This is a genomic window from Arthrobacter sp. RT-1 (genome assembly GCF_003367205.1).
Lineage (GTDB): Bacteria > Actinomycetota > Actinomycetes > Actinomycetales > Micrococcaceae > Arthrobacter.
Genome location: NZ_QRGQ01000011.1, coordinates 49801 through 76764, shown reverse-complemented (window position 1 = coordinate 76764; position 26964 = coordinate 49801). Strand labels below are relative to the sequence as shown.

At 66.4% G+C, this 26964-nt stretch carries 27 protein-coding genes; 22 read left to right on the top strand and 5 right to left on the bottom strand.

Translation table 11 applies throughout. The annotated features are described in order from the left end of the window. The first annotated feature begins 82 nt into the window (after nucleotides 1–82). Complete coding sequence (locus DXK94_RS11150; protein WP_115525039.1) at nucleotides 83–1426, top strand: pitrilysin family protein; 1344 nt, start codon at nucleotides 83–85, stop codon at nucleotides 1424–1426. 100 nt (nucleotides 1427–1526) lie between these two features. Next, nucleotides 1527–2045, top strand: a complete 519-nt coding sequence (locus DXK94_RS11145; RefSeq protein ID WP_115525038.1) for a DUF1579 family protein — start codon at nucleotides 1527–1529, stop codon at nucleotides 2043–2045. A gap of 62 nt (nucleotides 2046–2107) precedes the next feature. On the opposite strand, the gene DXK94_RS21650 is transcribed toward DXK94_RS11145, so the two are convergent. The 3 genes from DXK94_RS21650 to moaA all read right to left on the bottom strand — a co-directional run bounded on the left by DXK94_RS21650 (nucleotide 2108) and on the right by moaA (nucleotide 5659). Further along, nucleotides 2108–4015 carry a DUF222 domain-containing protein gene (locus DXK94_RS21650; RefSeq protein WP_395928989.1) on the bottom strand — a complete coding sequence of 636 codons (1908 nt, stop codon included), beginning with the start codon at nucleotides 4013–4015 and terminating at the stop codon, nucleotides 2108–2110. Nucleotides 4016–4270: 255 nt separating this feature from the next. Next, nucleotides 4271–4537: a MoaD/ThiS family protein gene (locus DXK94_RS11130; RefSeq protein ID WP_115525037.1), complete on the bottom strand. Its 267-nt coding sequence runs from the start codon at nucleotides 4535–4537 to the stop codon at nucleotides 4271–4273. A gap of 6 nt (nucleotides 4538–4543) precedes the next feature. Further along, complete coding sequence (gene moaA, locus DXK94_RS11125; RefSeq protein ID WP_181884809.1) at nucleotides 4544–5659, bottom strand: GTP 3',8-cyclase MoaA; 1116 nt, start codon at nucleotides 5657–5659, stop codon at nucleotides 4544–4546. Between the two features lie 314 nt (nucleotides 5660–5973). Here moaA and DXK94_RS11120 point away from each other — a divergent pair, with 314 nt between their 5' ends. The 7 genes from DXK94_RS11120 (at nucleotide 5974) to DXK94_RS11090 (ending at nucleotide 11493) form a co-directional block, all read left to right on the top strand. Next, entirely contained in the window at nucleotides 5974–7407 is a 1434-nt protein-coding gene (locus DXK94_RS11120; RefSeq protein ID WP_115525046.1) for a molybdopterin-dependent oxidoreductase, read from the top strand. A 23-nt stretch (nucleotides 7408–7430) separates the two neighbouring features. Then, a complete protein-coding gene (glp, locus tag DXK94_RS11115) occupies nucleotides 7431–8696 on the top strand; it encodes a gephyrin-like molybdotransferase Glp (protein WP_115525035.1) in 1266 nt (421 codons plus the stop codon). After that, complete coding sequence (moaC, locus tag DXK94_RS11110; RefSeq protein ID WP_115525034.1) at nucleotides 8684–9178, top strand: cyclic pyranopterin monophosphate synthase MoaC; 495 nt, start codon at nucleotides 8684–8686, stop codon at nucleotides 9176–9178. Before glp ends, moaC begins: the two co-directional genes overlap by 13 nt. Beyond that, on the top strand, nucleotides 9175–9714 hold the full coding sequence (locus DXK94_RS11105; RefSeq protein WP_395928984.1) for a MogA/MoaB family molybdenum cofactor biosynthesis protein: 540 nt from the start codon (nucleotides 9175–9177) through the stop codon (nucleotides 9712–9714). Before moaC ends, DXK94_RS11105 begins: the two co-directional genes overlap by 4 nt. After that, on the top strand, nucleotides 9704–10171 hold the full coding sequence (locus tag DXK94_RS11100) for a molybdenum cofactor biosynthesis protein MoaE (protein WP_115525033.1): 468 nt from the start codon (nucleotides 9704–9706) through the stop codon (nucleotides 10169–10171). Before DXK94_RS11105 ends, DXK94_RS11100 begins: the two co-directional genes overlap by 11 nt. Before the next feature lie 68 nt (nucleotides 10172–10239). Beyond that, nucleotides 10240–11010, top strand: a complete 771-nt coding sequence (dapB, locus tag DXK94_RS11095; RefSeq protein ID WP_115525032.1) for a 4-hydroxy-tetrahydrodipicolinate reductase — start codon at nucleotides 10240–10242, stop codon at nucleotides 11008–11010. 3 nt (nucleotides 11011–11013) lie between these two features. After that, nucleotides 11014–11493, top strand: a complete 480-nt coding sequence (locus DXK94_RS11090; RefSeq protein WP_115525031.1) for a hypothetical protein — start codon at nucleotides 11014–11016, stop codon at nucleotides 11491–11493. A gap of 20 nt (nucleotides 11494–11513) precedes the next feature. Here DXK94_RS11090 and DXK94_RS11085 read toward each other — a convergent pair whose 3' ends face one another. Further along, nucleotides 11514–12749, bottom strand: a complete 1236-nt coding sequence (locus DXK94_RS11085) for a heparan-alpha-glucosaminide N-acetyltransferase domain-containing protein (protein WP_115525030.1) — start codon at nucleotides 12747–12749, stop codon at nucleotides 11514–11516. Nucleotides 12750–12874: 125 nt separating this feature from the next. On the opposite strand from DXK94_RS11085, the gene DXK94_RS11080 reads away from it, so the two are divergent. From DXK94_RS11080 to DXK94_RS11045, 8 genes are all read left to right on the top strand, one after another. Then, nucleotides 12875–13249: a hypothetical protein gene (locus tag DXK94_RS11080; protein WP_258868521.1), complete on the top strand. Its 375-nt coding sequence runs from the start codon at nucleotides 12875–12877 to the stop codon at nucleotides 13247–13249. 20 nt (nucleotides 13250–13269) lie between these two features. Further along, a complete protein-coding gene (locus tag DXK94_RS11075; protein WP_181884808.1) occupies nucleotides 13270–14118 on the top strand; it encodes a carbon-nitrogen hydrolase family protein in 849 nt (282 codons plus the stop codon). 63 nt (nucleotides 14119–14181) lie between these two features. Further along, nucleotides 14182–15090 (top strand): 4-hydroxy-tetrahydrodipicolinate synthase, encoded by a 909-nt coding sequence (gene dapA, locus DXK94_RS11070; RefSeq protein ID WP_115525028.1) that lies wholly within the window; start codon nucleotides 14182–14184, stop codon nucleotides 15088–15090. Between the two features lie 41 nt (nucleotides 15091–15131). Beyond that, nucleotides 15132–16823: a ribonuclease J gene (locus tag DXK94_RS11065; protein WP_079595485.1), complete on the top strand. Its 1692-nt coding sequence runs from the start codon at nucleotides 15132–15134 to the stop codon at nucleotides 16821–16823. A 167-nt stretch (nucleotides 16824–16990) separates the two neighbouring features. Next, the gene (locus tag DXK94_RS11060) at nucleotides 16991–19909 is read left to right on the top strand and encodes a DNA translocase FtsK (RefSeq protein ID WP_115525027.1); all 2919 of its coding nucleotides are present in this window, start codon (nucleotides 16991–16993) and stop codon (nucleotides 19907–19909) included. A gap of 24 nt (nucleotides 19910–19933) precedes the next feature. After that, nucleotides 19934–20578: a CDP-diacylglycerol--glycerol-3-phosphate 3-phosphatidyltransferase gene (pgsA, locus tag DXK94_RS11055; RefSeq protein ID WP_079595483.1), complete on the top strand. Its 645-nt coding sequence runs from the start codon at nucleotides 19934–19936 to the stop codon at nucleotides 20576–20578. Next, on the top strand, nucleotides 20575–21054 hold the full coding sequence (locus tag DXK94_RS11050; RefSeq protein ID WP_115525026.1) for a CinA family protein: 480 nt from the start codon (nucleotides 20575–20577) through the stop codon (nucleotides 21052–21054). The genes pgsA and DXK94_RS11050 overlap by 4 nt, the downstream gene beginning before the upstream one ends. A gap of 182 nt (nucleotides 21055–21236) precedes the next feature. Next, the gene (locus tag DXK94_RS11045; RefSeq protein WP_079595481.1) at nucleotides 21237–21689 is read left to right on the top strand and encodes a helix-turn-helix domain-containing protein; all 453 of its coding nucleotides are present in this window, start codon (nucleotides 21237–21239) and stop codon (nucleotides 21687–21689) included. Between the two features lie 95 nt (nucleotides 21690–21784). Here the strand turns inward: DXK94_RS11045 and DXK94_RS11040 are convergent, their stop codons facing one another. Then, complete coding sequence (locus DXK94_RS11040) at nucleotides 21785–22312, bottom strand: MarR family winged helix-turn-helix transcriptional regulator (RefSeq protein WP_079595480.1); 528 nt, start codon at nucleotides 22310–22312, stop codon at nucleotides 21785–21787. 41 nt (nucleotides 22313–22353) lie between these two features. Between DXK94_RS11040 and DXK94_RS11035 the strand changes: the two genes are divergently transcribed. The 5 genes from DXK94_RS11035 (at nucleotide 22354) to miaA (ending at nucleotide 26961) form a co-directional block, all read left to right on the top strand. Beyond that, nucleotides 22354–22578 carry a DUF3046 domain-containing protein gene (locus DXK94_RS11035; RefSeq protein WP_115525025.1) on the top strand — a complete coding sequence of 75 codons (225 nt, stop codon included), beginning with the start codon at nucleotides 22354–22356 and terminating at the stop codon, nucleotides 22576–22578. Nucleotides 22579–22788: 210 nt separating this feature from the next. Then, complete coding sequence (gene recA, locus DXK94_RS11030; RefSeq protein ID WP_079595873.1) at nucleotides 22789–23844, top strand: recombinase RecA; 1056 nt, start codon at nucleotides 22789–22791, stop codon at nucleotides 23842–23844. A 147-nt stretch (nucleotides 23845–23991) separates the two neighbouring features. Beyond that, entirely contained in the window at nucleotides 23992–24498 is a 507-nt protein-coding gene (locus DXK94_RS11025; protein ID WP_115525043.1) for a regulatory protein RecX, read from the top strand. Nucleotides 24499–24501: 3 nt separating this feature from the next. Beyond that, complete coding sequence (gene miaB, locus DXK94_RS11020) at nucleotides 24502–26061, top strand: tRNA (N6-isopentenyl adenosine(37)-C2)-methylthiotransferase MiaB (protein WP_115525024.1); 1560 nt, start codon at nucleotides 24502–24504, stop codon at nucleotides 26059–26061. A 3-nt stretch (nucleotides 26062–26064) separates the two neighbouring features. Beyond that, complete coding sequence (gene miaA / locus DXK94_RS11015; RefSeq protein ID WP_115525023.1) at nucleotides 26065–26961, top strand: tRNA (adenosine(37)-N6)-dimethylallyltransferase MiaA; 897 nt, start codon at nucleotides 26065–26067, stop codon at nucleotides 26959–26961. The last annotated feature ends 3 nt before the right edge of the window (nucleotides 26962–26964 follow it).

Below are 26964 nucleotides of genomic sequence, written 5' to 3'. Positions count from 1 at the left end.
GGCGGGGCCGGTGGATGATCCACCGGCCCCGCCGCTGTTACGATGGCAGCCAGATCCCGGCTGCCCCTTTTGAAAGGCCTCAATGACTGTTGTACCCCTGCCTCTCGAGCAGAACCATCGCGGCGACACCCTGGTCCACGGTTCCGACGGCGGCTCCGAAGTCCGGCGTTCGGTGCTGCCCGGCGGAGTGCGGGTGCTGACAGAGGCGATGCCCGGGCAGAGGTCGGCCACCATCGGTTTCTGGGTGGGCGTCGGTTCACGCGACGAGGCCCCGGGCCAGCACGGCTCCACCCACTTCCTTGAACACCTGCTGTTCAAGGGCACCAAGCGCCGCACCGCCCTGGAAATCGCGTCAGCCTTCGACGAGGTGGGCGGCGAGTCCAACGCCGCCACTGCGAAGGAAAGCACCTGCTACTTCGCCCGGGTCCTCGACACGGACCTGCCGATGGCCATCGACGTCATAGCGGACATGATTACCGGCGCAGTCCTGGACCCTGCCGAGATGGAGCAGGAACGGGACGTCATCCTCGAGGAAATCGCCATGGACAGCGACGACCCCACGGACGTCGCCCATGAGCACTTCGTCTCGGCCGTCCTTGGCAGCCACCCCCTGGGCCGGCCCATCGGCGGAACCCCCGCTGCGATCAAGGCTGTTGCCCGGGACTCCGTCTGGGAGCACTACCGCCGCTACTACCGGCCGGACGAACTCGTGATCACCGCGGCCGGCGGGCTGGACCACGACGTCGTCTGCGACCTTGTGGTTGACGCCCTTGAATCGGCCGGCTGGTCCCTGGAGACGAACGCCTCACCCGTGAAGCGCCGCTCAACCGAACGCGCCCTCATTACCGGTACCGCTGGTCTGCACGTGGTCAAGCGCGCTGTGGAGCAGGCCAACATCATCATGGGCTGCCCCACCATCGTCGCGACCGATGACCGCCGCTACGTGATGAGCGTCCTGAACGCTGTCCTGGGCGGGGGCATGTCCTCCAGGCTGTTCCAGGAGATCCGCGAAAAGCGCGGCCTGGTCTACTCCACCTATTCGTTTGCGTCCTCCTACGCTGATGCCGGCTACTTTGGCATGTACGCCGGGTGCACGCCGTCCAAGGTGCGGCAGGTGCTGGACCTGCTGGGCGTTGAGCTGGACAAGCTTGCGGAGCACGGCATCTCCGACGACGAGCTCCGCAAGGCGGTCGGCCAGCTGTGCGGCGGCATCGTGCTTGCCTTGGAGGACACCGGTTCACGGATGTCCCGCCTGGGCCGCGCAGAACTTGTTTCCGGTGAGTACCAGGACATCGACGAAACGCTCCGTCTCATCAAGGCGGTGACTGCCGAGCAGGTCCAGGACCTGGCAGCCGAGCTCGCGGCGGCCCCGCGGACAGTTACTGTGGTTGGACCGTTCGAGGAAACGGAAACCTTCGGTCTCTGACCTTCACAACGAAGTCACACGCGTTGAGCCTGCGCGGGCTTACGATGGGGCCATCCGTCGTTGCTGCGCGGTGTGGGAACTGGTGTGAGGGGTGGAACGCATGAGTGAAACCCCTTCGCCCCATGATCACCCGGCACTGTCCAGCCTCCTCGGCCACTGGCGCGGGAGCACGCGCCTGGCTGCCGGCCCGTGGGGACCGGAACGTACCGTGGAAGCCGACGTTACCTACCTTCGGGTGGCCAGCGGGTTCGGCGTTGTGCAAACATATAGCCACCGAGAGCCGGACGGGACGCACTTCGAAGGCCACGGCATGTTCACGGTGGACCCTGACCATCCTGATGTTCTCTGGTACCACGCGGACACCACAGGTCCGGTGCCGGCGGTTCCGGACCGCTGCACCTGGCGAGGGGGTGTCCTTCGTGTGGAGCGCCACGGCAGTGCCGGCTGGACCCGCCACTCAGTGCGCCTTGACGGTGACCTCCTGATACATGTGACGGAGCTCCGGTCGCGCGGGCCTTCCAGGACGCAACCCGGCGGCGGGAGCGCTGAAAATGCCGGCGCTGATGGCACAGGCTCGACTTACACGCTGTTCATGACCTCAACGTTCACGCGGGCCTGACGGCCGAAGTTCCCGAGGACACTTTCTGATGAGCGAGGCGCCAGGTTCACGCCAGTACGGATTCACGTCAGGACCGGAATACAGTTCCCCAGGTCCCAGTTTTCCAGGGCCATGTCCTTTTGTGGGTCCGGTGGGAGGACGATGGGCATGGCGTAGAAGTCGTCCCACGCGGGGTCGTAGGGTGCGATGTCGCCGGCGTCGATGAGGTTGTTGTCTTCTGGTTCTTCACAGGGTGGTTCCAGCAGGTGCGGCACGTTATTCATTTCCTGAACCAGTATGTTGTCCGGCCAGATGGTTTGTTCCCGGTCGGGTTGTTCGCTGGTGTAGTGGCGGCCGGTGGGTGAGGTCCAGCCTGGTGGTTTGGTTTTTGTTGCTTCTGTGGGTGTCCAGCCGCTGTTGTGTTTGAGGCGGTGGTGCTTTGGGCAGAGTTGTGCCAGGTTGCTGATGCCGGTTGTTCCGCCGTCTTGCCACGCGGTGAGGTGGTCGGCGTCGTTGTCCAGGGCGTTGTTGTTGCAGCCGGGGAAGGTGCATTTGCCGTCCCGGAGGGTCAGGGCTTGTCGCATTGCTTTGGTGATCCGGTAGCTGGTGCGGCCTATTTCGAGGGGTGCTCCGTCGCGTGGATCGACGAGGACGCGGGTGAAGGAATCTGCGCCTTCCGTGAGGAGTTTGCGGGCCATGGACGCGGGGATGGGGCCGTAACCGTCGAGGCTGGCGGGTTCGTCGGTGTGGCCGAACAGGGCGAACACGGGGACGGTGACGATGACGTCCGCCCGCGGGGTCGGAATCTTCCCGACTTCCGGGTCGCCGGGAAACGCGCTGGTTGCGGGATCGCTAAGGCTCGTGGTTCCGTGGTCGCCGGCGCTGCCCGCCTCCATGGACGCCGCTGCCAGGGCGTCGGGGATGCCGAGGTCTGCTGCTGGTTCGTCGGACCCATCGAGCGTGGCAAGCCCGATGAACCCTTCGGGGAGTTGTTGGACAGCTGCACCGTTGTCATGGGAAGCCCGCCCGGGGGTGCGGATGCCGGTGTGGCAGGCGCCCGCGCTGTTGCTGTCCGGGATCCTGTCGTCCGCCCCGCTGACCCCCGCCCCGCTGGCCCCCGCGGTGCGGCCAGCCGCCGTGGCGGTGGTGCCGGTGCTGAGGAGGCGGCGGGTGAACTCGTCAGCTTTGATCTGAGTAAGGGTTCGGGTTTCGTTGGGCCCTTGCAGGCCGCGGGCGATGGCCGTGGTTCTGTTCCAGGCCGCCAACGCGGAGTCGGCCGGGAGGTAGGCCGAGATCCAGGCCATGCCGTCCCGGTCAGGGGTGAATTCGACCCGCCGGTCCGCAACACCCTTGGCATGCCGTTTCTCGATCGACTCCGGATGATGCCGTTCCCGCCAAGCCCGCACCTTTGACCTCAACCGTGAAGGCACCAGCTGCCCAGCCGGACAGCCCCGCGCAGGATCCGGCGCATCCGGGTCCAGGAAATGATCTGCCAAGGCCACAGCGCCGGCGTGGTCCAGGTTCTCGGTTTCGTCGGCGATGATCCGGGCGTGCTGCCATGAAAGGGACCCGGTGGACAGCGCCTCAAAGGCGGTAGGCAGCGAGCACACCCGACGGGACTGGGCCAGGAACGCGGCCGCTGCCCCGGAGCTGACGGTCAGGATCCCGGCGATTTCTTCCACTGCCGATATTTCCGTGTAGGTGCGGTCGTGGGTGGAGGCGCCGGGTGGCGTCATGGCGTGCTGCAGGTCGAGGCACTGGACGGCATCGCGGGCCTTGAGCGCGGCGACCTGCGCCTCGAGTCGCTTTTCCAGGCCCAGCCGCTCCAACCGGTTCCGGTAGAACCGGTCCAGCAGATCAATGCCGTCGCCGCCATCAGCCCCCAGTGAAGCAGCCGCAAGGGCTTCCTCTTCAAGGAACAGCGCGTTCATGGCAGCCGTGGTGGCAAAAATACCCTCCATTGGTGCTGACAAGGCCGCGCCGTTTCCCATACAAGAATCATCGCGGGAGGCACTGACAATTTGTAGTGGAGCAGCTGCGACGGCAGGCAACAGCGCTGTCCCGTCAGCTCCGGAGCCCCTGCCGTTTCCCATACAGGAATCATCGCGGGAGGCACTGACATTCTGGCCGCCAGCAATCCGTCGGGCGGATCCGCGGCATGACCAAGGGGCGGATATGCCACGAGCCGCTGGGAAATCGAGCCGCTACGGAAACCGCCACTATAGAAATACGGCGCGGTGAGGGCTTTATCCGCCGGCGAACGGAGGCAGCACGTCAACCACATCATCGGGTCCCACAACGGTTGACTGGTCGCGCACCGCCACCTCGTTGAGCAGGAAGCTGCTGCGCGACAGGATGCGGGCCAGCGGGGGAGTACCGGCAGGCGGTTCAGGGCGCTCCACGGACAGGACGGCTTCGAGCAGCTCCGCCACGGTAGCGCCTTCCGGCAGGTCGAACTTTTCTTCCTCAACTCCCGCAGCAGCGCGCGCGGCAGCGAAGTAACGTACATTCATCACAATTCAGCCCCCGATGGCGCTCATGCTGCGGTCCGGCTGGACGAAGTCCGGAGCGTCAAGTCCCACGTGGTCCATGCCGTGGGCCTTTGGTTTGATCCACATGGCATCCTGCCACCGCCGTGCCAGGTCATCGTCGCCGGCACCTGACCGCAGGAGGCCCAGGAGGTCGAACTCTTCCCGTGAGAACAGGCAGCTCATGATCTTGCCCTCGGCTGTAATCCGGGTGCGGCGGCAGTCCGAGCAGAACGGCTCCGTCACTGAGGCGATAATTCCTACGGTTCCCAGCACGGGACCGGTGGCATCAGCGGTCCCGGCCACCCGGCGTCGTACTTCAAAGCGTTCGGCAGGGGCGCCGTCACGGGCCCGGGGATCCGGGGTGAGGACGAAGTCGGCGGACAGCAGGCCGCGGATCTCCGCCGCCGTGATCATATTCCGCCGCGTCCAGCCGTGGTCGGCATCCAGCGGCATCTGTTCGATGAAGCGCAGCTCGTACCCGCGCCCCAGCGCCCAGGCGAGCAGCGACGGCGCTTCGGCATCATTGATGCCCCGCATCAGCACGGCATTGAGCTTGACCGGGCCCAGCCCGGCGGCCCACGCGGCATCCACGCCGGCCAGGACCTGGTCCAGGAACGGCCGGCGGGTCAGTTTGGTGAAAGTTTCCTCGTGCAGGGAGTCCAGCGACACGTTGATGCGAGTCAACCCGGCAGCCTTCAGGGAGGCCGCCTTCTTGGCCAGGCCCACAGCGTTGGTTGTCATGGAGATGGGCAGGGCGGGATGGTTGCGACGCAGTTCCGTGATGATGCCCACCAGGTCGTGCCGGACCAGCGGTTCGCCGCCGGTGAGCCGCAGTTCGCGGACGCCGAGGTGGTCCACACCGATCCGGACAATCCGGACGATCTCGTCGGCTGTCATGACGGCCTGCTTCGCGAGCCATTCCAGCCCCTCGGCGGGCATGCAGTACGTGCAGCGGAGGTTGCATTTGTCCGTGAGGGACAGCCGCATGTCGGTGGCCCGGCGCCCGTAGCGGTCCACAAGCCCGGCCCCGGCATCCGCCGGGCGGGCAGCCGGGACCGACCGGTCATCCTCCCGGGGCTGCGGCATTCCTAGCTGGACAGTCATGAATTCAGGCTACGCCACGATAGGCCGTAGATCACACCGATGACCACGGAGTGGGCTGCAGGCAGAATCCCCTACGGGCCGGCGCTCCCCGCCAGCCGCGAACCTATGCTGGAGGTGTGAACAGCTCCCAGCCACAGCAGGAAACGCACGACGGCGGCACGGGCCTTGGGGAGCGCACCGGCAGTCTCCGGCACCAAGAGTTAACGCAACACTCCCGGCGCCGCTTTGCGGCTGCCGCCGGTGCTGTCGCGGTGGGTGCCGCTGTGGTGGCAGGGGAGCTCCTGGCGGGAGTGTTCAGCCCCTCATTCTCACCGATGACGGCGGTGGGCGGCGCCGTCATCGACGCTGTTCCGCCCGGCGTCAAGGATTGGGCCGTGGCGCTGTTCGGGACGGCGGACAAGGTTGCCCTCCTGGTGGGCATGGGGCTGGTCATCGCAGCCCTGGCCGCACTGGCCGGAGCTGCGGAAGACCGGCGTCGCTACGCCGGCGTGGTGATTGTTGGCGTGTTCGGGCTGGTGGGAGTGGCGGCGGTCCTGACGCGTGCCCACTTGACTCCCGTAGCCCTGGCCCTGCCGCTCGTTACCGCGATCGTTGCTGCACTTCTGCTGGGATACCTGATCCGCAGGCTGCAGGAATGGGCCGGCCAAGCGCGTGACAGCGCCGTTATGCCCGGAACCGCACGTCGGCGCTTCCTGCAAAACCTGGCCGGAGGTGCGGCAGCCACGGTGATCGGCGGAATCCTGGCAGGTATGTGGCGCGGCGCCACTGCCGGTGTCAGCGAAGCGAGGGAACGTGTAAAGCTTCCCAGGGCCGCATCTCCGGCGCCGCCCATCCCTGCCGGAGCTGAAGCCGGGCTGGACGGGATGCAGCCACTGGTCACTCCCAACCGCGACTTCTACCGGATCGATACTGCCTTGTCCGTGCCAGCGGTCAATCCCGACACCTGGGTCCTGAAAGTCACCGGCATGGTGGACCGCGAGATTGAGTTGGACCTCGCCGGGCTCCTGGCCAAACCGTTGATCGAACGCCATGTGACCATCGCCTGCGTGTCCAACACGGTGGGAGGGGACCTGATCGGCAACGCCCGCTGGCTGGGCTGGCCCGTGCGCGAACTGCTGGCCCTGGCAGGCCCGCAGCCGGGCGCCGACATGGTGCTTTCGCGCAGCACCGACGGCTGGACTGCGGGTACCCCGCTGGACGTGCTCACCGACAGCAGGGACGCCCTGCTGGCCGTGGGCATGAACGGCGAGCCCCTGCCGCTCGAACACGGATTCCCCGTCCGCCTGGTGGTGCCGGGGCTGTACGGGTACGTCTCCGCGACAAAGTGGGTCACCGAACTCAGAGTCACCAGGTTCGCCGACGATGCCGCCTACTGGACACCCCGGGGCTGGTCCGAACGGGGGCCCATCAAGATGTCGTCCAGGATCGATGTGCCCCCGGGCGGGCGGCGGTCCGTGGCGCCGGGGACGGTGATGTTCGGTGGCGTCGCCTGGGCGCAGCATACGGGCATCAAAAAAGTGGAGCTTCGCATCAACCGCGGGCCGTGGCGGGAAGCCGGCCTTGCCCCCGGTATTTCCGTGGATACCTGGTACCAATGGAAGCTCGGGGTGGACCTTAACCCGGGGCAGTACGAAGTCCAGGTCCGCGCCACCGACCTTCGCGGCACAGCGCAGGACGAGCAAGCACGGCCGGTCGCGCCGGACGGAGCCACGGGGTTCCACACCGTTAGAGTGGACGTGAAATCCTGACGGCCGCAACCGAAGGCGTACCCATGACCAGCCCGCACCCGCACGGCCACCTCCATGAAGCAGTGCACCGGGACGCCGCCCACCGGTCCCGGTCCGTCGCCGACCACCTGGCAGCCGTCACAGAACTCCTCCGCCCCCTGGGAGCACAGGCGCGCACGGAGGTCCTGCCCCTGTCCCAAGCCCTGGGCAGGGGCCTCGTGCACGGAGTCCTGGCGCCGGTGAGCCTCCCGCCCTTCGCCAATTCCCAAATGGACGGCTACGCCATCCGGTGCAGCGACGTGCCCGACGGCGGCGCAGAGTTGCGTGTCGCAGCCCCCGTTCCGGCCGGGGCCGGGGCAGCCGCGCTGGCACAGGGAATGGCGGCGCCCATCATGACAGGTGCCATGATCCCGGCGGGGGCTGACGCCGTCGTACCCATTGAACGGGCCGTTCCGGACCGCTTCCTCGCACCAGGGGAGGAAGCGGCGGTGCGGCTGCCGGCCACGGAACCGGGAACATTTGTCCGTGCGGCCGGAAGCGACATCGCTGCGGGGGAGCGGGCCCTGGCTGCCGGCACGTTCCTGGGCCCGGCCCAGCTGGGGCTGCTCGCCGCCCTCGGCATCCCGGAGGTGGCGGTGTACCAAACCGTCAGGGTGCTACTGGTGACGACCGGGGACGAGGTGGTGGAACCGGGCCTGGAACTGTCCGCCGGCAAGATCTATGACGCGAACGGGACGCTCCTGGAAACGGCCATGAAGCAGGCTGGTCTGCGGGTCCTGCGCGCCGGGATTTCCACCGACAACCCCGAAGAACTGCAGAACCTGCTGCGGAGCCAGGGCGTGGACGCAGACCTGATTGTCACCACCGGCGGGGTGAGCAAGGGCGCCTACGAAGTGGTGCGGCAGGCGATGGCGGACCAGCCGGTCGACTTCCTGCACGTGGCCATGCAGCCCGGCGGCCCGCAGGGGATCGGGACCTTCGACGGCATCCCGTTCCTTGGCTTCCCTGGAAACCCCGTCAGCTGCCTGGTCTCCTTCGAAATGTTCCTCCGCCCGGCACTCTCAGCGCTGCTCGGCGCACCGGCACCACGGCTGCCTCTCCGCGCCCGGCTCCGCCACGCGCTCACGTCCCCGGAACACAAGCACCAGGTGCGGCGCGGCAGCCTGCAGCCGGACGGCACAGTGCAGCTCGAAGGCGGCGAAAGCTCGCACCTCATGCACGCCCTGGCTGGATCCAACGCACTCGTCCATGTAACCGAAGGAGTATCCGCGCTCGCCGCCGGTGATGAGGTGGAAGTATGGATGCTGTGAATTCAGAACAGACCCCCGCCGCGCTGACGCACCTGCGCCAGGACGGCAGTGCCCAGATGGTGGACGTCTCCGCCAAGGCAGAAACCACCCGCGAGGCCACGGCCACCGCCATGGTCCGGACCACGCCGGAGGTGATGGCCCTCCTCGGTTCCGGCGGCCTTCCCAAGGGAGACGCCTTGGCCGTCGCACGGGTGGCCGGCATCATGGCGGCCAAAAAGACCCCGGAGCTGATCCCGCTGTGCCATCCGCTGCCGCTCTCCAAAGTGACGGTGGACTTCGAGTTGGCAGCGGACTTCGTCGCCATCCTGGCAACCGTGAAAACCCGTGGCGTCACCGGTGTGGAAATGGAAGCACTTACCGCGGCGTCCGTGGCCGCCCTGAGTGTGTACGACATGATCAAGGCCGTGGACAAGCATGCGGTCCTTACCGAAATCAAGGTGCTGGCCAAGAGCGGCGGCAAGAGCGGAGACTGGGCACTGTGACCACCCCGAGCATCCCCACGACGTACGGTGCCCCCGAGCCGCACCGGCACGGTGACGTGCAGGGCCGGAAAGCCGGCGTGGTCATCGCGTCCACCCGGGCGGCGGCAGGGATTTACGACGACGAAACCGGCCCCGTGATCACCGACTGGCTGACCGAACACGGCTTTGACGTGTTCCCGGCCATGGTGGTCCCCGACGGCGAGCCCGTGGGGGCCGCCATCCGGGCGCTGCTGACCCAGCGTCCCGCCGTCGTGATCACCAGCGGCGGCACGGGCCTGAGCCCGGATGACCGCACCCCCGATGTCACCCTGCCCCTGCTTGACCGGGAGATTCCCGGGATCATGGAGGCCATCAGGCGCGCCGGTGCGGCCAAAACGCCGCTTGCCGCCTTGAGCCGCGGTTACGCGGGCGCCGCGGGAAGCACGTTCATCATCAATCTCCCCGGATCACCGAAAGGGGTCATGGACGGACTAAGCGTCCTGGACCCGGTGATCGGGCACCTCTGCGACCAGCTGGAAGGCGGACATGGGCACTGAATCAGCATTCGAGGTAGTTTCTGCAGTCCTGAGTGCGGAACCCATCTCCGTGGACCAGGCCATCGCCGCCGTGGAAAGCGACACCGCCGGCGCCGTGGTCAGCTTCAGCGGCGTGGTGCGGAACCACGACGGCGGGAAGCCGGTGGACCGCCTCAGCTACAGCGCGCACCCCACGGCACACGAGGTGATGGCCGACGTCGTCGCGCGGCTCGTGGCGGAGCAGCAGGCATCCGGAACCGGAACTGACACCCCGCCGGTCCGCATCTGGGCCGCGCACCGCATTGGCATGCTGGAGATCGGCGATCCCGCCCTGGTGTGTGCCGTTTCCGCTGCCCACCGCGGCCAGGCCTTTGCCGTGTGCTCGGAACTGGTGGACCGGATCAAGGAACAGGTGCCCATCTGGAAGGAACAGTTCTTTTCAGACGGAACCGTGGAATGGGTGGGCGCGGGAAGCTGACGCTTCCTGCGAGGTAACGCACGCTCCAGGTTCCTTGGCGTGTGCGGCACGCCGGTAGGCTTAACGCCATGACCGAACAACTTCCCGATCCCAAACTGGTGGCCGTCCTGGGCGCCAACGGACGTATGGGCGCCGAAGCCGTAAAAGCCGTTGAAGCCGCCCCCGACATGAAGCTGGTCGCAGCCTTGGGGAGGGGCGATTCGCTGGAGCAGGTGGCCGCTTCCGGTGCCCAATTCCTGGTTGACCTGACCGTTCCGGAAAGCACCGAGGCGAACGTCCGCTTCGCCGTCGAACATGGCATCCACGCCGTCGTGGGCACCACGGGCTGGGACGCCGGCCGCCTGTCCGCGCTGGAAGCACTGCTGGCGGAACACCCGGAAACCGGCGTGCTGATCGCGCCCAACTTTGCCCTGGGCTCGGTGCTGGCATCCGCGTTCGCCGCGAAAGCCTCAAAGTACTTCGAATCCGTGGAGATCATTGAGCTGCACCACCCGGACAAGGTGGACGCGCCGTCCGGCACGGCTGTCCGGACTGCGCAATTGATCGCTGCCGAGCGCAGCGCAGCCCAGGTCCCGCCCAGCCCGGACGCCACCACCAGCGAAGTACCCGGCGCCAGGGGCTGCGAGGTGGACGGCGTTCGGGTCCACAGCGTGCGGCTCCGCGGGCTCGTGGCGCACCAGGAAGTACTCCTGGGCGGTCCCGGCGAGCAGCTGACCCTCCGCCACGACTCCTTCGACCGTGCTTCCTTTATGCCCGGCGTCCTCCTCGGCGTACGCAACGTTGCACGCCACCCGGGCCTCACGGTGGGCCTGGACGGCTACCTGGACCTGGGGCTTTAGGCCGTGGGCGGGTTCCTCGCGGCCTTCCGGAAGAACCGCACCAAGATCTGGGTGGGGGCGGTGACGCTGCTGCTGGTCTTCTACCTGGTGGTGTCCTTCCAGCGCTCGGTCCTTCTCCTGACGGACAGCAACCTGGCCGCACAGGCCATCGGGGCCGCCTACCTGGTGCTGCCCGTCATTGGTGCCTGGGCCCTGATCCGCGAGCTGATGTTCGGTGCCCGCACCGAACAGATGGCAAAGGTCCTGGAGGCTGAAGGCGGGCTGCCCGTGGACGAACTGCCGCGCACCCCCGCCGGACGGATTGTCCGTGCGGCTGCCGATGCCGAGTTTGAAAAGTACCGTGCGGAGGCGGAGGCTGCCCCGGACGACTGGCGTTCCTGGTTCCGGCTGAGCTGCGCCTACGACGCTGCGGGCGACCGCAAACGGGCCAGGGCGTCCATGCGCGACGCCGTCCGGCTGTTCCAGGGGAAGGTTCCCGCCTAGTCGGGGCCGGGGGTCCTGCCCTACCGGAGGGCTTTGGACTGTCCCTTGCCCACCTGGCTGGCTGCATGCCCCAGCCATTCCAGCGGGCCGCGCCACTTCAGCAGGACGAACACCATGCCCACGATGATGGCGGTGGCCGCATGGGCGAAGTACATCCCGTCCTCGGTCCACCCGGCAGGCAGCGGCTTCAGGTAGAAACCTGAAACCACCCAGACGTGGACGGTGTACAGGGTGAGGGTCATGGCCCCGGCTCCGCGCAGCGGCAGCAGCAGGTCCAGGTCCACCCACTCGGCAAGCCGGCCCAGAAGCAGGCACGCACCGATCACTGCCGCCGCCACCGCCGAGGTGTGCAGCAGGTCCAGCGTGGTTCCCGAATGCGGGGCCGCCGATGCCAGCCACCACCATGATCCTTCCTGCGGGATCCCGGTCAGGTTGACCTGCAGGACGCTGTCCAGGGGGTAACCCGGCGAATTCAGGATCGCTTCCAAGGCAGCCCTGCCGCCCCAGTTCTCCATGGCCATCACGCCCAGGGCCTTTGCCGCGACGGCCACTGCCGTTCCCGCCACCAGCAGCACCACCGGAACCAGCGCCTTGGTGAGCATGAGCCGGCCGATGACAAGCCCCACCAGCAGGTACGACAGCCACTGGAACACCGGGTAGTAACCGGTAAAGAACAGGTCGGCGAGCAGGCGGGAGGGAGTGGCCAGATCCTCCCAGGACGGGTTGTGCCCCAGCTTCAGGGGAGGCTCCGCGGCGAGCAGCCATGGCCGCAGGAGGTAGGCCAGCACCGGGGACGCCAGGATCCAGCCGGCGGCCCAGGCGCAGAGGCGTTTGATCTCCAGGCCCAGGAAGGGCAGGACGCAGAGGAACAGTACGGCGTAATGGACCAGGATGATGGCCAGGTTCACTTCCACGCCGCCCAGGGTGAGCCCGACGGCGGCAATCACCAGGGCGCGCAAGGCCACGCCGCGCCGGGCTGCTGACAGTTCCGGACCGGCCACGGGCTTGTGCTTCCCGGTGGACAGCGCCAGTCCCACCCCCGCCAGCACCGCGAACAGGGCGGCCGCCCGACCGGAGAATGTCAGGCCGATCCATGTAGGTGTGAGATCGGCGTTCGACTCGAAGGTGGGCAGCAGGTGCGTGGCCATCATGCCCAGCAGGGCAAGCCCCCGGGCGGCGTCAATACCTTGGAGCCGTGCCTGCACGGACGGTCCTGCCGTCTTCCGGGATGCTCTGGCGGGAGTGCGGGACGTCATGACCAGATAGTCTCACACCTGCCTATGAACCCTTCTGTCAAGAGCTGAAGAGCCTCGGCTGGAGGCCTCCTACGGCCGACGCGGAACTCTTGTGTTCGAATATATGTTCGAATAGGATGGGCGGCATGCACACCCCATCACACGGAACCCCCGGCGCCGGACGGGACAGTTCCGACCCAGGCAGCACCGGACTCCTGAAGGCCATGAGCCCGGGCGTCGTGGACTTCCTCTTCCGGCAGCTGGTCGCCGGACGGCCTGCAGAAGACATTCAGTGGGAACAGGAAGGCATCAGCCTGTCCTCCCAGCCCGAGGGCGCCGAGCTTGCCCGCCGCCTCGCCGAAACGGACATCGACGCACTCACTCCGCTGGAGTTGTTCCACTACGTCAGGGCGGCCCAGCGGCTGGCCGACTGGGCTGAGGGCCTGAGGCAGGCCGCGGTGGGCCGGTACTGCCATGCGCCGGGGGAAGTGCCGGGGGAGGGAGGGGGCCCTGCCGCCTGATGAACTCCTAGGATGAAGTGGTGACCGAGACACTCCCTGTTGCTGTTGTCCAATATGAACCCGTCCGTTCTGAAGGCGTCGTCGAGCACGAGCACGAACACGTCCGGCACATATCTTTCCGGCGCGGGGCGGTGGCCGGGGAAATCCAGGAAAATATCGCGGAGCATGTGCGCCTCATCGAGGATGCCGATGCTCACGGTTCCCGGCTGGTCCTCTTCCCTGAACTGTCCCTGACCGGTTACCGCCTGGACCAGCTCGCGGCCCCGGACTCATGGCTGACAACCGACGACTCCCGCCTCAGCCCCGTTCGTGAAATCTGCCGCCGGACGGGAATCACCGCTGTGGTGGGCGCTCCCTTCCGGGAAGCCGACGGTACCAAGCGGCTGGCCTCGCTGGTACTGCACCCGGACGGCAGTACCGAAACAGCATTCAAGACCCACCTGCACGGTCAGGAGCGGGACCTGTTCGTACCGGGAAACGGAGCAGGCCTCATCGAGGTGGACGGCTGGCGGATCGCCCTGGCACTGTGCTTTGATGCCGCCGTTCCGGCCCATGCCGCCACGGCCGCCGACGCCGGGGCGGACGTGTACTGCGTCTCCGCGCTGTACACCAGAAACGAGGAGCACCGGCTTGCCCTGCAACTCGGCGCCCGTGCCATGGACTACCGCATGTTTACGCTCCTCGCCAACCTGGGCGGCAGTACGACAGTGGGGGAGTCCTGCGGACTGAGCGGCGTGTGGAGTCCCGACGGCCTGCCCCTGGCGAGTGCGTCAGGAACGCGGACCGAAGTGGTGACCTGCCTCCTGCAAAGGAGCGTCGTGACGAGATACCGGACCATCCGTGGCGTTTCGACGCCCGGCAACCCCTAATTTGACGTTCATCACGCCCGTGGCATTGTCCTAACCAGCCGGGGACAGGGTAACGTTTTTTCCATGGCTGACTCTTCCGCGCACATCCCTGCCCTCGGTACCCTCCTGACCGCCATGGTCACGCCGTTCACCAAGGACGGCGCCGTGGACTACGGGCAGGCAGCGGCACTGGCCACCAAACTGGTGGACGACGGCTGCGACGGCCTGGTGGTCACCGGAACCACCGGCGAGACCTCCACCCTCACGGACGAAGAGAACCTGGGCATGTTCCGGGCCGTCAAGGAAGCCGTGGGCGGACGGGCGGCCATCATCGCCGGCACCGGAACCAACGACACCGCACACTCCGTGCACCTGTCCCAGCAGGCCGCAGCCCTCGGCGTCGACGGCCTCCTGCTGGTCACCCCGTACTACAACAAGCCCAGCCAGGCAGGCGTCCGCGCCCACTTCGAAACGGTCGCCTCCGCCGTCGACGTGCCCGTCATGCTGTACGACATCCCGGGCCGCTCCTCCATCGCGATCGAACCCGACACCATGATCCGCCTGGCGCAGCACCCCAACATCGTGGCCGTCAAGGACGCCAAGGCCGACTTCGTCGCCGCCACCCGCGTAATGGCCGAAACGGACCTCCTCTTCTACTCCGGCGATGACGGACTGACCCTTCCCTGGATGGCGCTGGGCGCCGTGGGACTGGTGGGCGTCACAACGCACGTGGCCACGCGGCGCTTCCGCGAACTCATCGATGCCGTCAACGCCAACGACCTCGGAACCGCCCGGAAGATCAACTTCGAACTCCAGCCGGTAGTCCGCGCAACCATGACCCGCGTCCAGGGTGCCGTGGCGGCCAAGCAGATTCTTAAATGGCAGGGAGTCCTGCCCAACTCGATTGTCCGTTTGCCCCTCGTGGAGCCGGACGAAGCCGAGATCGAAATCATCCGCGGGGATTTGGCGGAAGCGGGGCTGGTCTACTCCTGACGGCGGAGACCGGCACCCTTCCGCCTGGAAAGTAGTGCAATATGACCCAAATCGCCCTAACCGGCCTTGTCACCCCTCCGCGCCTGCCCCAGGGCACGCTGCGGATCGTTCCGCTCGGCGGACTGGGGGAAATCGGCCGGAACATGGCTGTGTTCGAAATCGACGGCAAACTGCTGATCGTGGACTGCGGCGTCCTCTTCCCGGAGGAAACCCAGCCCGGCGTCGACCTGATCCTGCCTGATTTCTCCTACATCGAAGACCGGCTGGACGACATCGTCGCCGTCGTCCTCACGCACGGCCACGAGGACCACATCGGCGCTGTCCCGTACCTGCTGCGGCTCCGCAACGACATCCCCCTGGTGGGCTCTCAGCTGACCCTCGCCCTGATCGAGGCGAAACTGCAGGAACACCGCATCCGGCCTTACACCCTCACAGTGGAGGAAGGCCAGGTTGAAAAGTTCGGGCCGTTCGAGTGCGAGTTCGTGGCTGTCAACCACTCCATCCCGGACGCGCTGGCCGTGTTCATCCGCACCGCAGGCGGCACCGTCCTGCACACGGGCGACTTCAAGATGGACCAGCTGCCGCTTGACGGCCGCATCACCGACCTGCGGCACTTCGCCAAGCTCGGCGAAGAGGGCGTGGACCTTTTTATGTCCGACTCCACCAACGCCGACATTCCCGGCTTCACCACCGCGGAAAAGGAAATCGGCCCCACGCTGGAACGGCTCTTCGGCCAGGCCACCAAGCGCATCATCGTGGCGTCCTTCTCCTCGCACGTCCACCGGGTCCAGCAGGTCCTTGACGCGGCGGCGAAGCACAACCGCAAGGTGGCGTTCGTGGGGCGGTCGATGGTCCGCAACATGGCCATCGCCGAGAAGCTCGGCTACCTGGATGTGCCGCCGGGGCTGATCGTGGACATCAAAAACATCGACAACCTGCCGGACAACCGCGTGGTGCTGATGTCCACCGGTTCCCAGGGCGAGCCGATGGCCGCGCTGTCCAGGATGGCCAATGGAGACCACCGGGTGGTGGTGGGGGACGGTGACACCGTCATCCTGGCCTCCAGCCTGATCCCCGGCAACGAAAACGCCGTGTTCCGGATCATCAACGGGCTCCTGAAGCTCGGCGCCGACGTGATCCACAAGGGCAACGCGAAGGTCCACGTCTCCGGCCACGCCGCGGCCGGGGAACTCCTGTACTGCTACAACATCCTCGAGCCGCTCAACGCCATGCCGGTGCACGGCGAAACCCGGCACCTGATCGCCAATGGCAAGATCGCCATCGAGTCCGGCGTTCCGGAGGCAAGCGTCATCCTTGCGGACAACGGCACGGTCATCGATCTCAAGGACCACCGGGCAGACGTGGTGGGCCAGGTCGAGGTGGGCTTCGTCTACGTGGACGGCTCCAGCGTGGGCGAAATCACCGACGCCGACCTCAAGGACCGCCGCATCCTCGGCGACGAGGGCTTCATCTCGATCATCACCGTCATCAACCGGACCACCGGCAAGGTGGTGTCCGGACCTGAAATCCACGCACGCGGCGTGGCAGAGGATGACTCGGTGTTTGACGACATCATCCCGAAGATCAACGCAGCCCTTGAGGAAGCCGTCCTCAACCACGCGGACCACACCAGCCACCAGCTCCAGCAGGTAGTCCGCCGGGTAGTTGGCACGTGGGTCAACCGGAAACTGCGCCGCCGCCCCATGATCATCCCCGTGGTGCTCGAGGCCTGACAAAAAGCGCTGCCCCCACGGCAGCGCCCTGGTGACGTACCCGAAAGGGCCCGGTTCCTGCGGAACCGGGCCCTTCGCGTCCAAAAGTTCCACCGCGTAGCGGCCAGGCAGGACCAGCCGCCCGGAAATCCGCGGAATTCCGGCCCGGTTCCGGTAGCGTGGCTATCATGGCCACACGTACTACTTCCGCGCGCAGTGGAACAGCCAGGGGCAGCTCCGGCACTAAATCCGCCGGGTCCACAGGCCGCGGTTCCGGGTCGGCAGCAGCCAAATCCAGCAGGTCCGGGGGCTCCTCCAGCACGGCCCGCACCCGCCAGCTTCCCGCCGTCGAACACCACCAGCCGTGGCTGCTGCGGGTGGTGGGCGGCGCCTGGCTGGCCATTGGACACCTGGTGGGCGGGGGAATCCGCCGCATCGGCCATGACGTCAGCGACCTTCCCGCCGAGGAACGGCGCGACGGTGCAGCACTGTTCAACCTTGCCCTCGGCGTCTTCATCGCCACCTTCGCCTGGTGGGGCCTGACAGGCTGGTTCCCTGATGCTGTCTATGCCGTGGTCAACGGCACCTTCGGCTGGATGTCCCTGCTGCTCCCGCTGATGCTGTTCGTCTGCGCCTTCAGGCTGTTCCGGCAGCCCTCCGACGGGCGCGGCAACAACAGGGTGGGCATCGGCTTCCTTGTCATGACATTCGCCGGCTGCGGCCTTGCGCACGTCCTGGGCGGCCAGCCCACCGTGGCCCAAGGCTTTGACGGCCTGCGCCAGGCCGGCGGAATGATGGGCTTCCTGGCAGCCACCCCGCTCGCGGCCATCCACGCCGCCGTCCCACTGGTTCTCTACGGACTCCTTGCCTTCGTGTCCCTGCTGATCATCACCGCCACGCCGTTCACGGCCATCCCGCGGCGGCTGCGCGGAGCCTACGAGCACCTGATGGGCATCGACCTGATGGACCACGAGCAGTCCAAGGACACACACGACCGCAGCTACCTGGAGCGCACACCTCCCGCCGCACCCAAAAAGAAGAAGCGCCGCCTGTTCGGCAAGGACGAAGAGCCCGACGCCGGCCTGGAAGGCTACGTGGGCGACGAAGCCTTCGAGCACGCCGTCATCGATGACGACGACGACGACGATCCGCAGCCGCCGCGTCCCGCGCCCGGCGTCCGCCGGCCCACCCAGGCGGAGATCGCCGTCGAAAAGATCAAGGCGGCCCAGGGCCTCGGCGCCTCCGCGGCCGCAGCGGAGAACGCCACCGAAGCGATTCCGCTGATCACGCCCGGCATGTCCGCTCCCGGTACTCCTGCTCCCGGTCGCCCGCCGGCTTCGGCCGTACCGTCCGTGCCCTCGACGCCGGTGGCTCCCGCGCCGCCGCCCGTTCCCATCCCGCAGCGCACCGAGCAGCTGTCCCTTGCCGGCGACGTCACCTACACCCTGCCTGCTTCGGACTACCTGACGCCGGGATCCATCCCGAAGGAACGCACCGAAGCCAATGACGCCGTCGTCGCTGCCCTGACCGACACCCTCCAGCAGTTCAACGTCGAGGCCCAGGTGACCGGCTTCAGCCGCGGCCCCACCGTCACCCGGTACGAAATCGAACTGTCGCCCGGCACCAAGGTGGAGCGGGTCACGGCGCTGTCCAAGAACATCTCCTATGCCGTGGCTTCCAGCGACGTCCGGATCCTGAGCCCCATCCCGGGGAAGTCTGCCATCGGCATCGAAATCCCCAACACTGACCGCGAGACCGTCTCCCTCGGCGACGTCCTCCGCAGCCAGAACGCCCGCCGGACCGACCACCCCATGGTCATGGGCGTGGGCAAAGACGTGGAAGGCGGCTACGTTGTGGCCAACCTGGCCAAGATGCCCCACCTCCTGGTGGCGGGCGCCACCGGTGCCGGTAAGTCATCCTTCGTGAACTCCATGATCACCTCCATCCTCATGCGCGCCACCCCGGACGAGGTGCGCATGGTGATGGTGGACCCCAAGCGCGTGGAACTGACCGCCTACGAAGGCGTTCCGCACCTCATCACACCCATCATCACCAACCCCAAGAAAGCGGCGGAGGCCCTGCAGTGGGTGGTCCGTGAGATGGATGCCCGCTACGACGACCTCGCCAACTACGGGTTCAAGCACATCGACGACTTCAACAAAGCGGTGCGCGCCGGCAAGGTCCAGCCCCCCGTGGATTCCAAGCGGGTCATCCGTCCCTACCCATACCTGCTGGTGATTGTGGACGAACTCGCCGACCTCATGATGGTGGCGCCGCGCGACGTTGAAGACTCGATCGTCCGCATCACCCAGCTGGCCCGTGCTGCCGGCATCCACCTGGTCCTGGCCACCCAGCGGCCCTCAGTAGACGTGGTGACCGGCCTGATCAAGGCCAACGTGCCCTCCCGCATGGCGTTTGCGACGTCCTCTGTGACCGACTCCCGCGTGGTCCTCGACCAGCCCGGAGCCGAAAAACTGATTGGCCAGGGCGACGCCCTCTTCCTGCCCATGGGTGCTTCCAAGGCGATGCGCGTCCAGGGCGCCTGGGTGACGGAATCCGAAATTCACAAGGTGGTGGAGCACGTCAAGGGACAGCTCCAGGCCGTTTACCGTGACGACGTCGCCCCGGAGGCGGAAAAGAAGCAAATCGACGACGACATCGGGGACGACCTCGAGGTGCTGCTGCAGGCCACCGAACTTGTGGTCACCACCCAGTTCGGGTCCACGTCCATGCTTCAGCGCAAGCTGCGCGTCGGGTTCGCGAAGGCCGGCCGGCTCATGGACCTGCTGGAGTCCAGGGGAGTGGTGGGACCCTCCGAAGGATCGAAGGCCCGCGACGTGCTGGTGAAGCCGGATGACCTCGCTGCCGTCCTCGCAGCCATGAAGGGCCAGGAGGCTCCGGCCTCGGCGGACGCACAGACCGCCGCCCTGAGTGACAACGCCAATGCGAACATCGCCCAGGGCGGCTATGCCGAGGACCTGGTGGCGGCGGACCTGGACCAGCGGAAGCAGAACGTCGAATATTACGACGGGTCGGATACGGCACCCGGGGGCTACGGCGACGACGACGACGGGTCCGAAGACGCCTGGTCCCTCACCGGACGCTAGCCCCAAAGACGGTAGCCTAAGAACGTGACTAGCACCGATGCAACCGCCGCCGGCCCAGGCCGTGCCGGGGTCTGGAACCTCCCCAACGTCCTGACCATGCTCCGCATCGCGCTGGTGCCGTTTTTCGTCTGGTTCCTCCTGGCCGATGCGCCCGGCCTGCGCAGCGAGTCCGGGCTGTGGCGCTGGGCGGCGGTGCTGGCGTTCGCCGTCGCAATCTACACAGACAAGCTCGACGGCGACATCGCCAGGAGCCGGAACCTCGTCACGGACTTTGGCAAGATTGCCGATCCCATCGCGGACAAGCTCCTTACCGGGTCTGCCCTGGTCATGCTGTCGGTTCTGGGCGAACTGCCGTGGTGGATCACCCTGGTGATCCTGGTCCGTGAATGGGGCATCACCGGCCTGCGCTTCTTCGTCATCCGTTACGGCGTCATCCCCGCGTCCCGCGGCGGCAAGCTCAAGACCGTGGTGCAGACCGCGGCGATCTTCCTCTACCTCCTGCCGCTGGGTGCCTTCGCCCCCTGGCTGGCCTGGGTTGCGTTCGCCGTCATGATGGCTGCTGTCATCATCACCGTCTGGACGGGCGTCGAATATGTTGTTGAAGCGCTGCGCCTCCGGGCCAAGGGGAAGCTGCAGGCAAGGCCCGACCAGGGACAGGAACAGCCATGACGAACCTTCACCACCTCGCCCAGCAGGCAGTGCGGCAGGCCCTTGAATCCGGGCGTACCGTAGGCACTGCCGAGTCGCTGACCGCGGGCATGGTGTCGGCCGTCCTGGCCGATACCCCCGGGGCTTCCGGCATGCTCCAGGGCGGCGTCGTCGCCTACCAGAATTCCGTCAAGCAATCAGTCCTGAACGTCCCGTCGGCCCTGCTGGCCAGTGTTGGGTCCGTGGACGGGGACGTTGCAGGCGCCATGGCGGCCGGAGCCCGCACGGTGCTGGGCGCCGATGTTGGTCTTTCCACAACCGGGGTAGCCGGTCCGGAAGGTCACGATGGGAAGCCGGTGGGCACTGTGTACATCGGTATCGCCACTGCCGCCGGCACGTCAGCCTTCGAGTATGTTTTTGACGGCAACCGGGCTGAGATCCGTGGACAGGCATGCGGCGCTGCCCTTGAACGGCTGCTCGAAGCGCTGTCGTCCTGACCCGGGTTCCGGCTGCCCTTGTCCAGGCGAAGTTACCGGGCGTAAAGTTACCGGGAACAAAAGCCGGTACCGATTAGTTATTACATTGTGTCGCTTCCGAAGAGCGGAGGCGCCTAGGATGAAAACACCACGACGGTTCGCCCCACGGCGGACCTGACCAATGAGGGAGCAAGGCGATACAGATGGTAAAGCAGCCCGTATCCGTAAACGGCGTTGTCCGCTGGAAGGATGTGGGCCTCGCCGATCAGGCTAAGAGCGAACAGAAGGAGCGCAAGATGGTTGTACTTCGTCACGAAATTGGTGATGTCCTGCGCGATGTCCGCCAGCGTCAGGGGCGCACGCTCCGTGAAGTTTCGCACAGCGCCCGTGTCTCCCTGGGATACCTCAGTGAAGTGGAGCGCGGCCAGAAGGAAGCGTCATCCGAGCTTTTGTCCTCGATCTGCTCGGCCCTGGATGTTCCGTTGTCCAGCATGCTCCGCGAGGTCAGCGACCGTGTGGCAGTAGCCGAAGGCGTTGCCGTTCCGGACACCGTTCCCCAGGAATTCTCCCAGCGTTACGGCCGTGACCTTGAAAGCGACCTTAACAACGAGCTCAACGACGAACTTTCCACCGGTCTTCTCTCCGGCGCCCGCTAAGGGCAGCCCCCACCCGAAGTGGGCCCTGGAATACATGAAGCCCCTGGCCGCAGGCCAGGGGCTTCATCGTTCCTGTCCGGCATAGGACCGGTTCGTCAGTCCCGACCTGCAGCTGATGCGGGCGCGTCCTTGGGGAACCCGTCCCGCTCGTAAGTGGAGTTCAGCATCGCCATGTAGCGCGCCAGTTCTTCCAGGTCCTGCACCGGCCATTCGCCCAGGCGCTCACGGAAAACCTGCCGCCGGGCATCCTGAACCTGGTGCATCTTCTCCTCGCCCTTGGGCGTGAGCCGGATCGACTGCGCCCGGCCGTCCAGCGGGTCTGCCTCTTTGGACACCAGCCCGATGCTTTCGAGGAACGCGATCTGGCGGCTGATGGACGGCTTGCCCACGCCGATGTTCATGGCAAGGTCGGTGAGGCGGATGGGGCCCTCGCGCCGGATGACGGTCAGCAGGCCGTAGGCTGCCGGCTCCATGTCCGGGTGGACCTGGCGGGACAGCTGGTTGGAGATGGCACGCGTCCGGCGCCAGAACAGGCTGATCTGGTGTTCGACGTTCTGCAGCGCAGCATCGACTGTCGCTTCGTCCGGGCGGCTGTCCGGCAGTGCATCGGGGGAGTTGCTCATGGCAACAATTCTAGGGTCCCGGAGCGTGAGAGAATTTTCGGATGCGAATCAGCGACTACTGGCGGCTCATGGATGACGAATTCGGTGCAGGGTACTCCCGCGTGCTGAGCAGCACCCTGGTCCTCGCCGGCGTAGGCAGCCGGACTGCAGACCAGGCACTGGCCGCCGGTGTGGAACCGCGCAAGGTGTGGCTCGCCGTCTGCGATGTCCAGGATGTTCCCGCGGAACGGCGGCTGGGACGCGACATCAAACCCCTTCGGGACTAGCAGTCCCTGCCGGTTGTCCGTCACCGGTATTTCCCTGACACGCCGCGCCGCTGTTCGAATACCTGTTCGGATAAAGCTATGCTTTCCATAACGGGTTATCCACATAGCCGTCGTCATCCGGCAGGAATGTCAGTGGGTCCCCTTAGCGTCAGAGATGACCAATAAACGGCCGCTGAGGCCACCATCGAGAAAGCATTAGAGGTGTCAACCATGGCGGCAGCCCCGGATCGTGCAAAAGCGCTGGAAGCAGCACTTGCCCAGATTGACAAGCAGTTCGGCAAGGGCTCGGTCATGCGCCTGGGCGATGAAGTCCGTGCCCCGATCGAAGTCATTCCCACCGGTTCCATCGCATTGGATGTCGCCCTGGGAATTGGCGGCCTGCCCCGCGGCCGCGTCGTGGAGATCTACGGACCGGAATCCTCCGGTAAGACCACCGTTGCCCTGCACGCGGTGGCAAACGCCCAGCGCCAGGGCGGTATCGCGGCGTTCATCGATGCCGAGCACGCCCTGGACCCGGAGTACGCCGCCAAGCTGGGCGTGGACACGGATGCCCTCCTCGTCTCACAGCCGGATACCGGTGAACAGGCCCTGGAGATCATGGACATGCTGGTCGGCTCCGGCTCCCTGGACGTCATCGTCATTGACTCCGTCGCAGCCCTGGTGCCCCGCGCCGAAATCGAAGGCGACATGGGCGACAGCCACGTGGGCCTCCAGGCACGCCTCATGAGCCAGGCCCTGCGTAAGATCACCGGCCGCCTGAGCCAGACCAAGACCACCGCCATCTTCATCAACCAGCTCCGCGAGAAAATCGGTGTTTTCTTCGGCTCCCCTGAAACCACCACCGGTGGTAAGGCCCTGAAGTTCTACGCTTCAATCCGCATCGACGTACGCCGTATCCAAACCCTGAAGGAAGGCGCCGATTCCGTCGGCAACCGGACCAAGGCGAAGATCGTCAAGAACAAGATGGCCCCGCCCTTCAAGGTGGCCGAGTTCGACATCATCTATGGCCAGGGCATTTCCCGTGAGGGCGGCATCATCGACATGGGTGTTGAGCACGGCATCATCAAGAAGTCCGGCTCGTGGTTCACCTACGATGGCGACCAGCTTGGCCAGGGCATGGAGAACTCGCGGCGGTTCCTCCGCGACAACCCGGAGCTGGCGGCTGAACTCGAGCGCCTGATCAAGGAAAAGCTTGGTGTCGGCGTGAAGCCGGCGGAGCCCGAATCCAAGGACTCGCCCAAGCTGAAGGCCGTCGACGGGTTCTAGCAGTTGACGGGAAGTGAACGGGAGCGGCGGCCCCGGATTGCCGGAGGCCGCCCACGCGGCGCCCGCCGGGCCACCCCTGATGAAGGGGCGGCGGGCGGGTTCGAGGATCCTGAGGCTCCGGGGTTTGGCGATGCCGAGCCCGATCCGGTGTCGGTTGCGCAGGCCATCGTCTACCGCCAGCTGACTGCTTCTGCCAAGAGCCGGCTGCAGCTGGCACGCAAACTCGCCGAACGGAACATCCCGGAAGACGTCGCCGAGGCGGTGCTGGACAAGTTCGAGGAAGTCCGGCTGGTTGATGACGCCGAATTCGCCGACATGTGGGTTCGCAGTCGCTCCCAGTCCCGGAAGCTGGCAAAGGGCGCGCTCCGGCGTGAACTCGCTGAGAAGGGCATCGACCAGGAGACTGCCAGCGCAGCGCTGGAGCAGCTCTCTGACGCCGACGAGGAAGCTGCGGCGCGGACCCTGGTGGAACGGAAGATCCGTCCGGGAACGGACCTCGGCGACCGGGCTGAGCGGGACAAGGCAACCCGGCGCCTGGCGTCCATGCTTGCGCGCAAGGGCTACCAGCCATCCCAGGCATTCCGGATCGTCGGCGAGGTCCTCGATTCGCACGCCGCTCCCGACAATGACCAGCCGGGAAGCCGGTACCCTTAACAGGTGAGTTTGACCATTCCTTCCCCCCTTTCCGGCGCCAACTCCTCCGAAGAGAGCGCACCCGCTGTGCTGTCCGGCGGACATAAGCCGCGCACGTACCAAGTGCGGACGTTCGGCTGCCAGATGAACGTGCACGACTCAGAGCGCATGGCCGGAATGCTCGAGGACGCCGGCTACATCCCCGCCGACGGCGAGCAGGCGGATGTTGTGGTGTTCAACACCTGTGCAGTGCGCGAAAACGCCGACAACAAGCTCTACGGCAACCTGGGCATCCTGGCACCGGTGAAGGCGGCCAATCCCGGAATGCAGATCGCGGTGGGCGGATGCCTTGCCCAGAAGGACCGCGAAACCATCCTCAAAAAGGCGCCCTGGGTGGATGCTGTCTTCGGCACCCACAACGTGGGCGCCTTGCCTGCCTTGCTGGACCGTGCCCGGCACAACAACGAGGCCCAGCTGGAAATCCTGGAATCCCTGGACGTTTTCCCGTCCACGCTTCCCACCAAGCGGGACTCCGTCTATTCGGGCTGGGTGTCCATTTCGGTGGGCTGCAACAACACCTGCACGTTCTGCATCGTGCCCGCTCTCCGGGGCAAGGAGAAGGACCGGCGCCCCGGCGACATCCTTGCCGAAATCCAGGCCCTCGTGGACGACGGCGCCATCGAGGTCACCCTCCTGGGCCAGAACGTCAATTCCTACGGCGTGGAGTTCGGTGACCGGCAGGCCTTTTCCAAGCTCCTGCGGGCCTGCGGCGACATCGAAGGCCTGGAACGCGTGCGGTTCACCAGCCCGCACCCCGCAGCTTTCACTGACGACGTCATCGACGCCATGGCAGAAACCCCAAATGTCATGCCGCAGCTGCACATGCCGCTGCAGTCCGGCTCTGACGGCATCCTGCGCGCCATGAAGCGCTCCTACCGGTCAACGAAGTTCCTGGGCATCCTGGACAAGGTCCGCGAAAAAATCCCGCACGCCGCCATCTCAACGGACATCATTGTGGGCTTCCCCGGGGAAACCGAGGAAGACTTCCAGGCCACCCTGGACGTGGTGGAGAAGTCCCGTTTCGCCACGGCATTCACGTTCCAGTACTCCAAGCGTCCGGGCACGCCCGCCGCAGACCTGCCGGACCAGCTGCCCAAGGCCGTAGTCCAGGAACGCTTCGAACGGCTCACCGCCCTGCAGGACCGGATCGCCGCGGAAGAAAACCGGAAGCAGCTCGGCCGCCGCGTGGAAGTCATGGTCACCGCGCAGTCCGGACGGAAGGCCGGGGAAACCCACCGGTTGTCCGGCCGGTCCCAGGACCAGCGGCTGGTGCACTTTTCCGTGCCTGGCGGCGCGCCGGCCCCGCGCCCCGGGGACCTCGTGACAGTCACCATCACCGAGGCTGCCGCCTTCCACCTCGTGGCCGACCCCACCATCGGGGACTACAGCCTCCGCCGGTCACGAGCCGGCGACGCCTGGGACAGGTCCCAGGCGGATTCCTGCGGCGCGCCTGCACCCGGCTCCGGTGCCGGCCGCACGGGAGTCTCCCTCGGCATGCCGTCGCTGCCGCTGCGCACGCGCTGACCGGTGGGCACCCCGCCAGTCATCGCCGTCGTTGGCCCCACCGGTTCCGGCAAGTCTGACCTGGCCGTCAGCCTTGCCCTTGAGCTGGACGGCGAAGTGGTCAATGCCGACGCCATGCAGTTCTACCGCGGCATGGACATCGGCACCGCGAAGATCACTCAGGCCGAACGCAGGGGAGTACCGCACCATCTCCTGGACATCCTGGACGTCACGCAGGAAGCGAGCGTCTCCGATTTCCAACAACAGGCGCGGCAGCTCATCGGCGAAATCCACGCCCGGGGAAAGCGGGCCATCCTGGTGGGCGGGTCGGGTCTCTACGTGCGGGCCGCACTTGATGTCCTGGAATTCCCGGGAACCGACCCGCAGCTGCGCCAGCGGCTGGAGGCAGACCTCGCTGCCCAGGGTACGTCCGCTCTCCTCGCCCGGCTCCATGCAGTGGACCCGGTCTCGGCGGGCCGGCTGTCCGATGACAGGCGCATCATCCGGGCCCTGGAGGTTCATGAACTGACCGGCCGTCCCTTCAGCTCCTTTATGCCGCAGCGGGAGTACGTCCAGCCTGCCGTGCAAATCGGCCTCGCTGTGGACCGCGAGGCACTCCGGGAGCGTCTGGCGCTGCGGGTCCATGCGATGGTGGACAACGGTTTGCTGGCCGAGGTGCGGCGGCTCGACGCACAGGGTCTGCGCGAAGGAAAAACAGCACCCCGGGCGCTCGGCTACTCCCAGTTCCTGCAGGTGATCGACGGTACAGCGACCCAAGCGGAGGCAGCCGAAGACACCATCGTTGCCACCCGCCAGTTCGCACGCCGCCAGCTCACCTGGTTCCGTGCCGACCCCCGGATCAGTTGGCTGGACTGGCAGGACCCGCAGTTGCTTGACCGGGCCGCGGCGCTCTCCCGGTAGCCG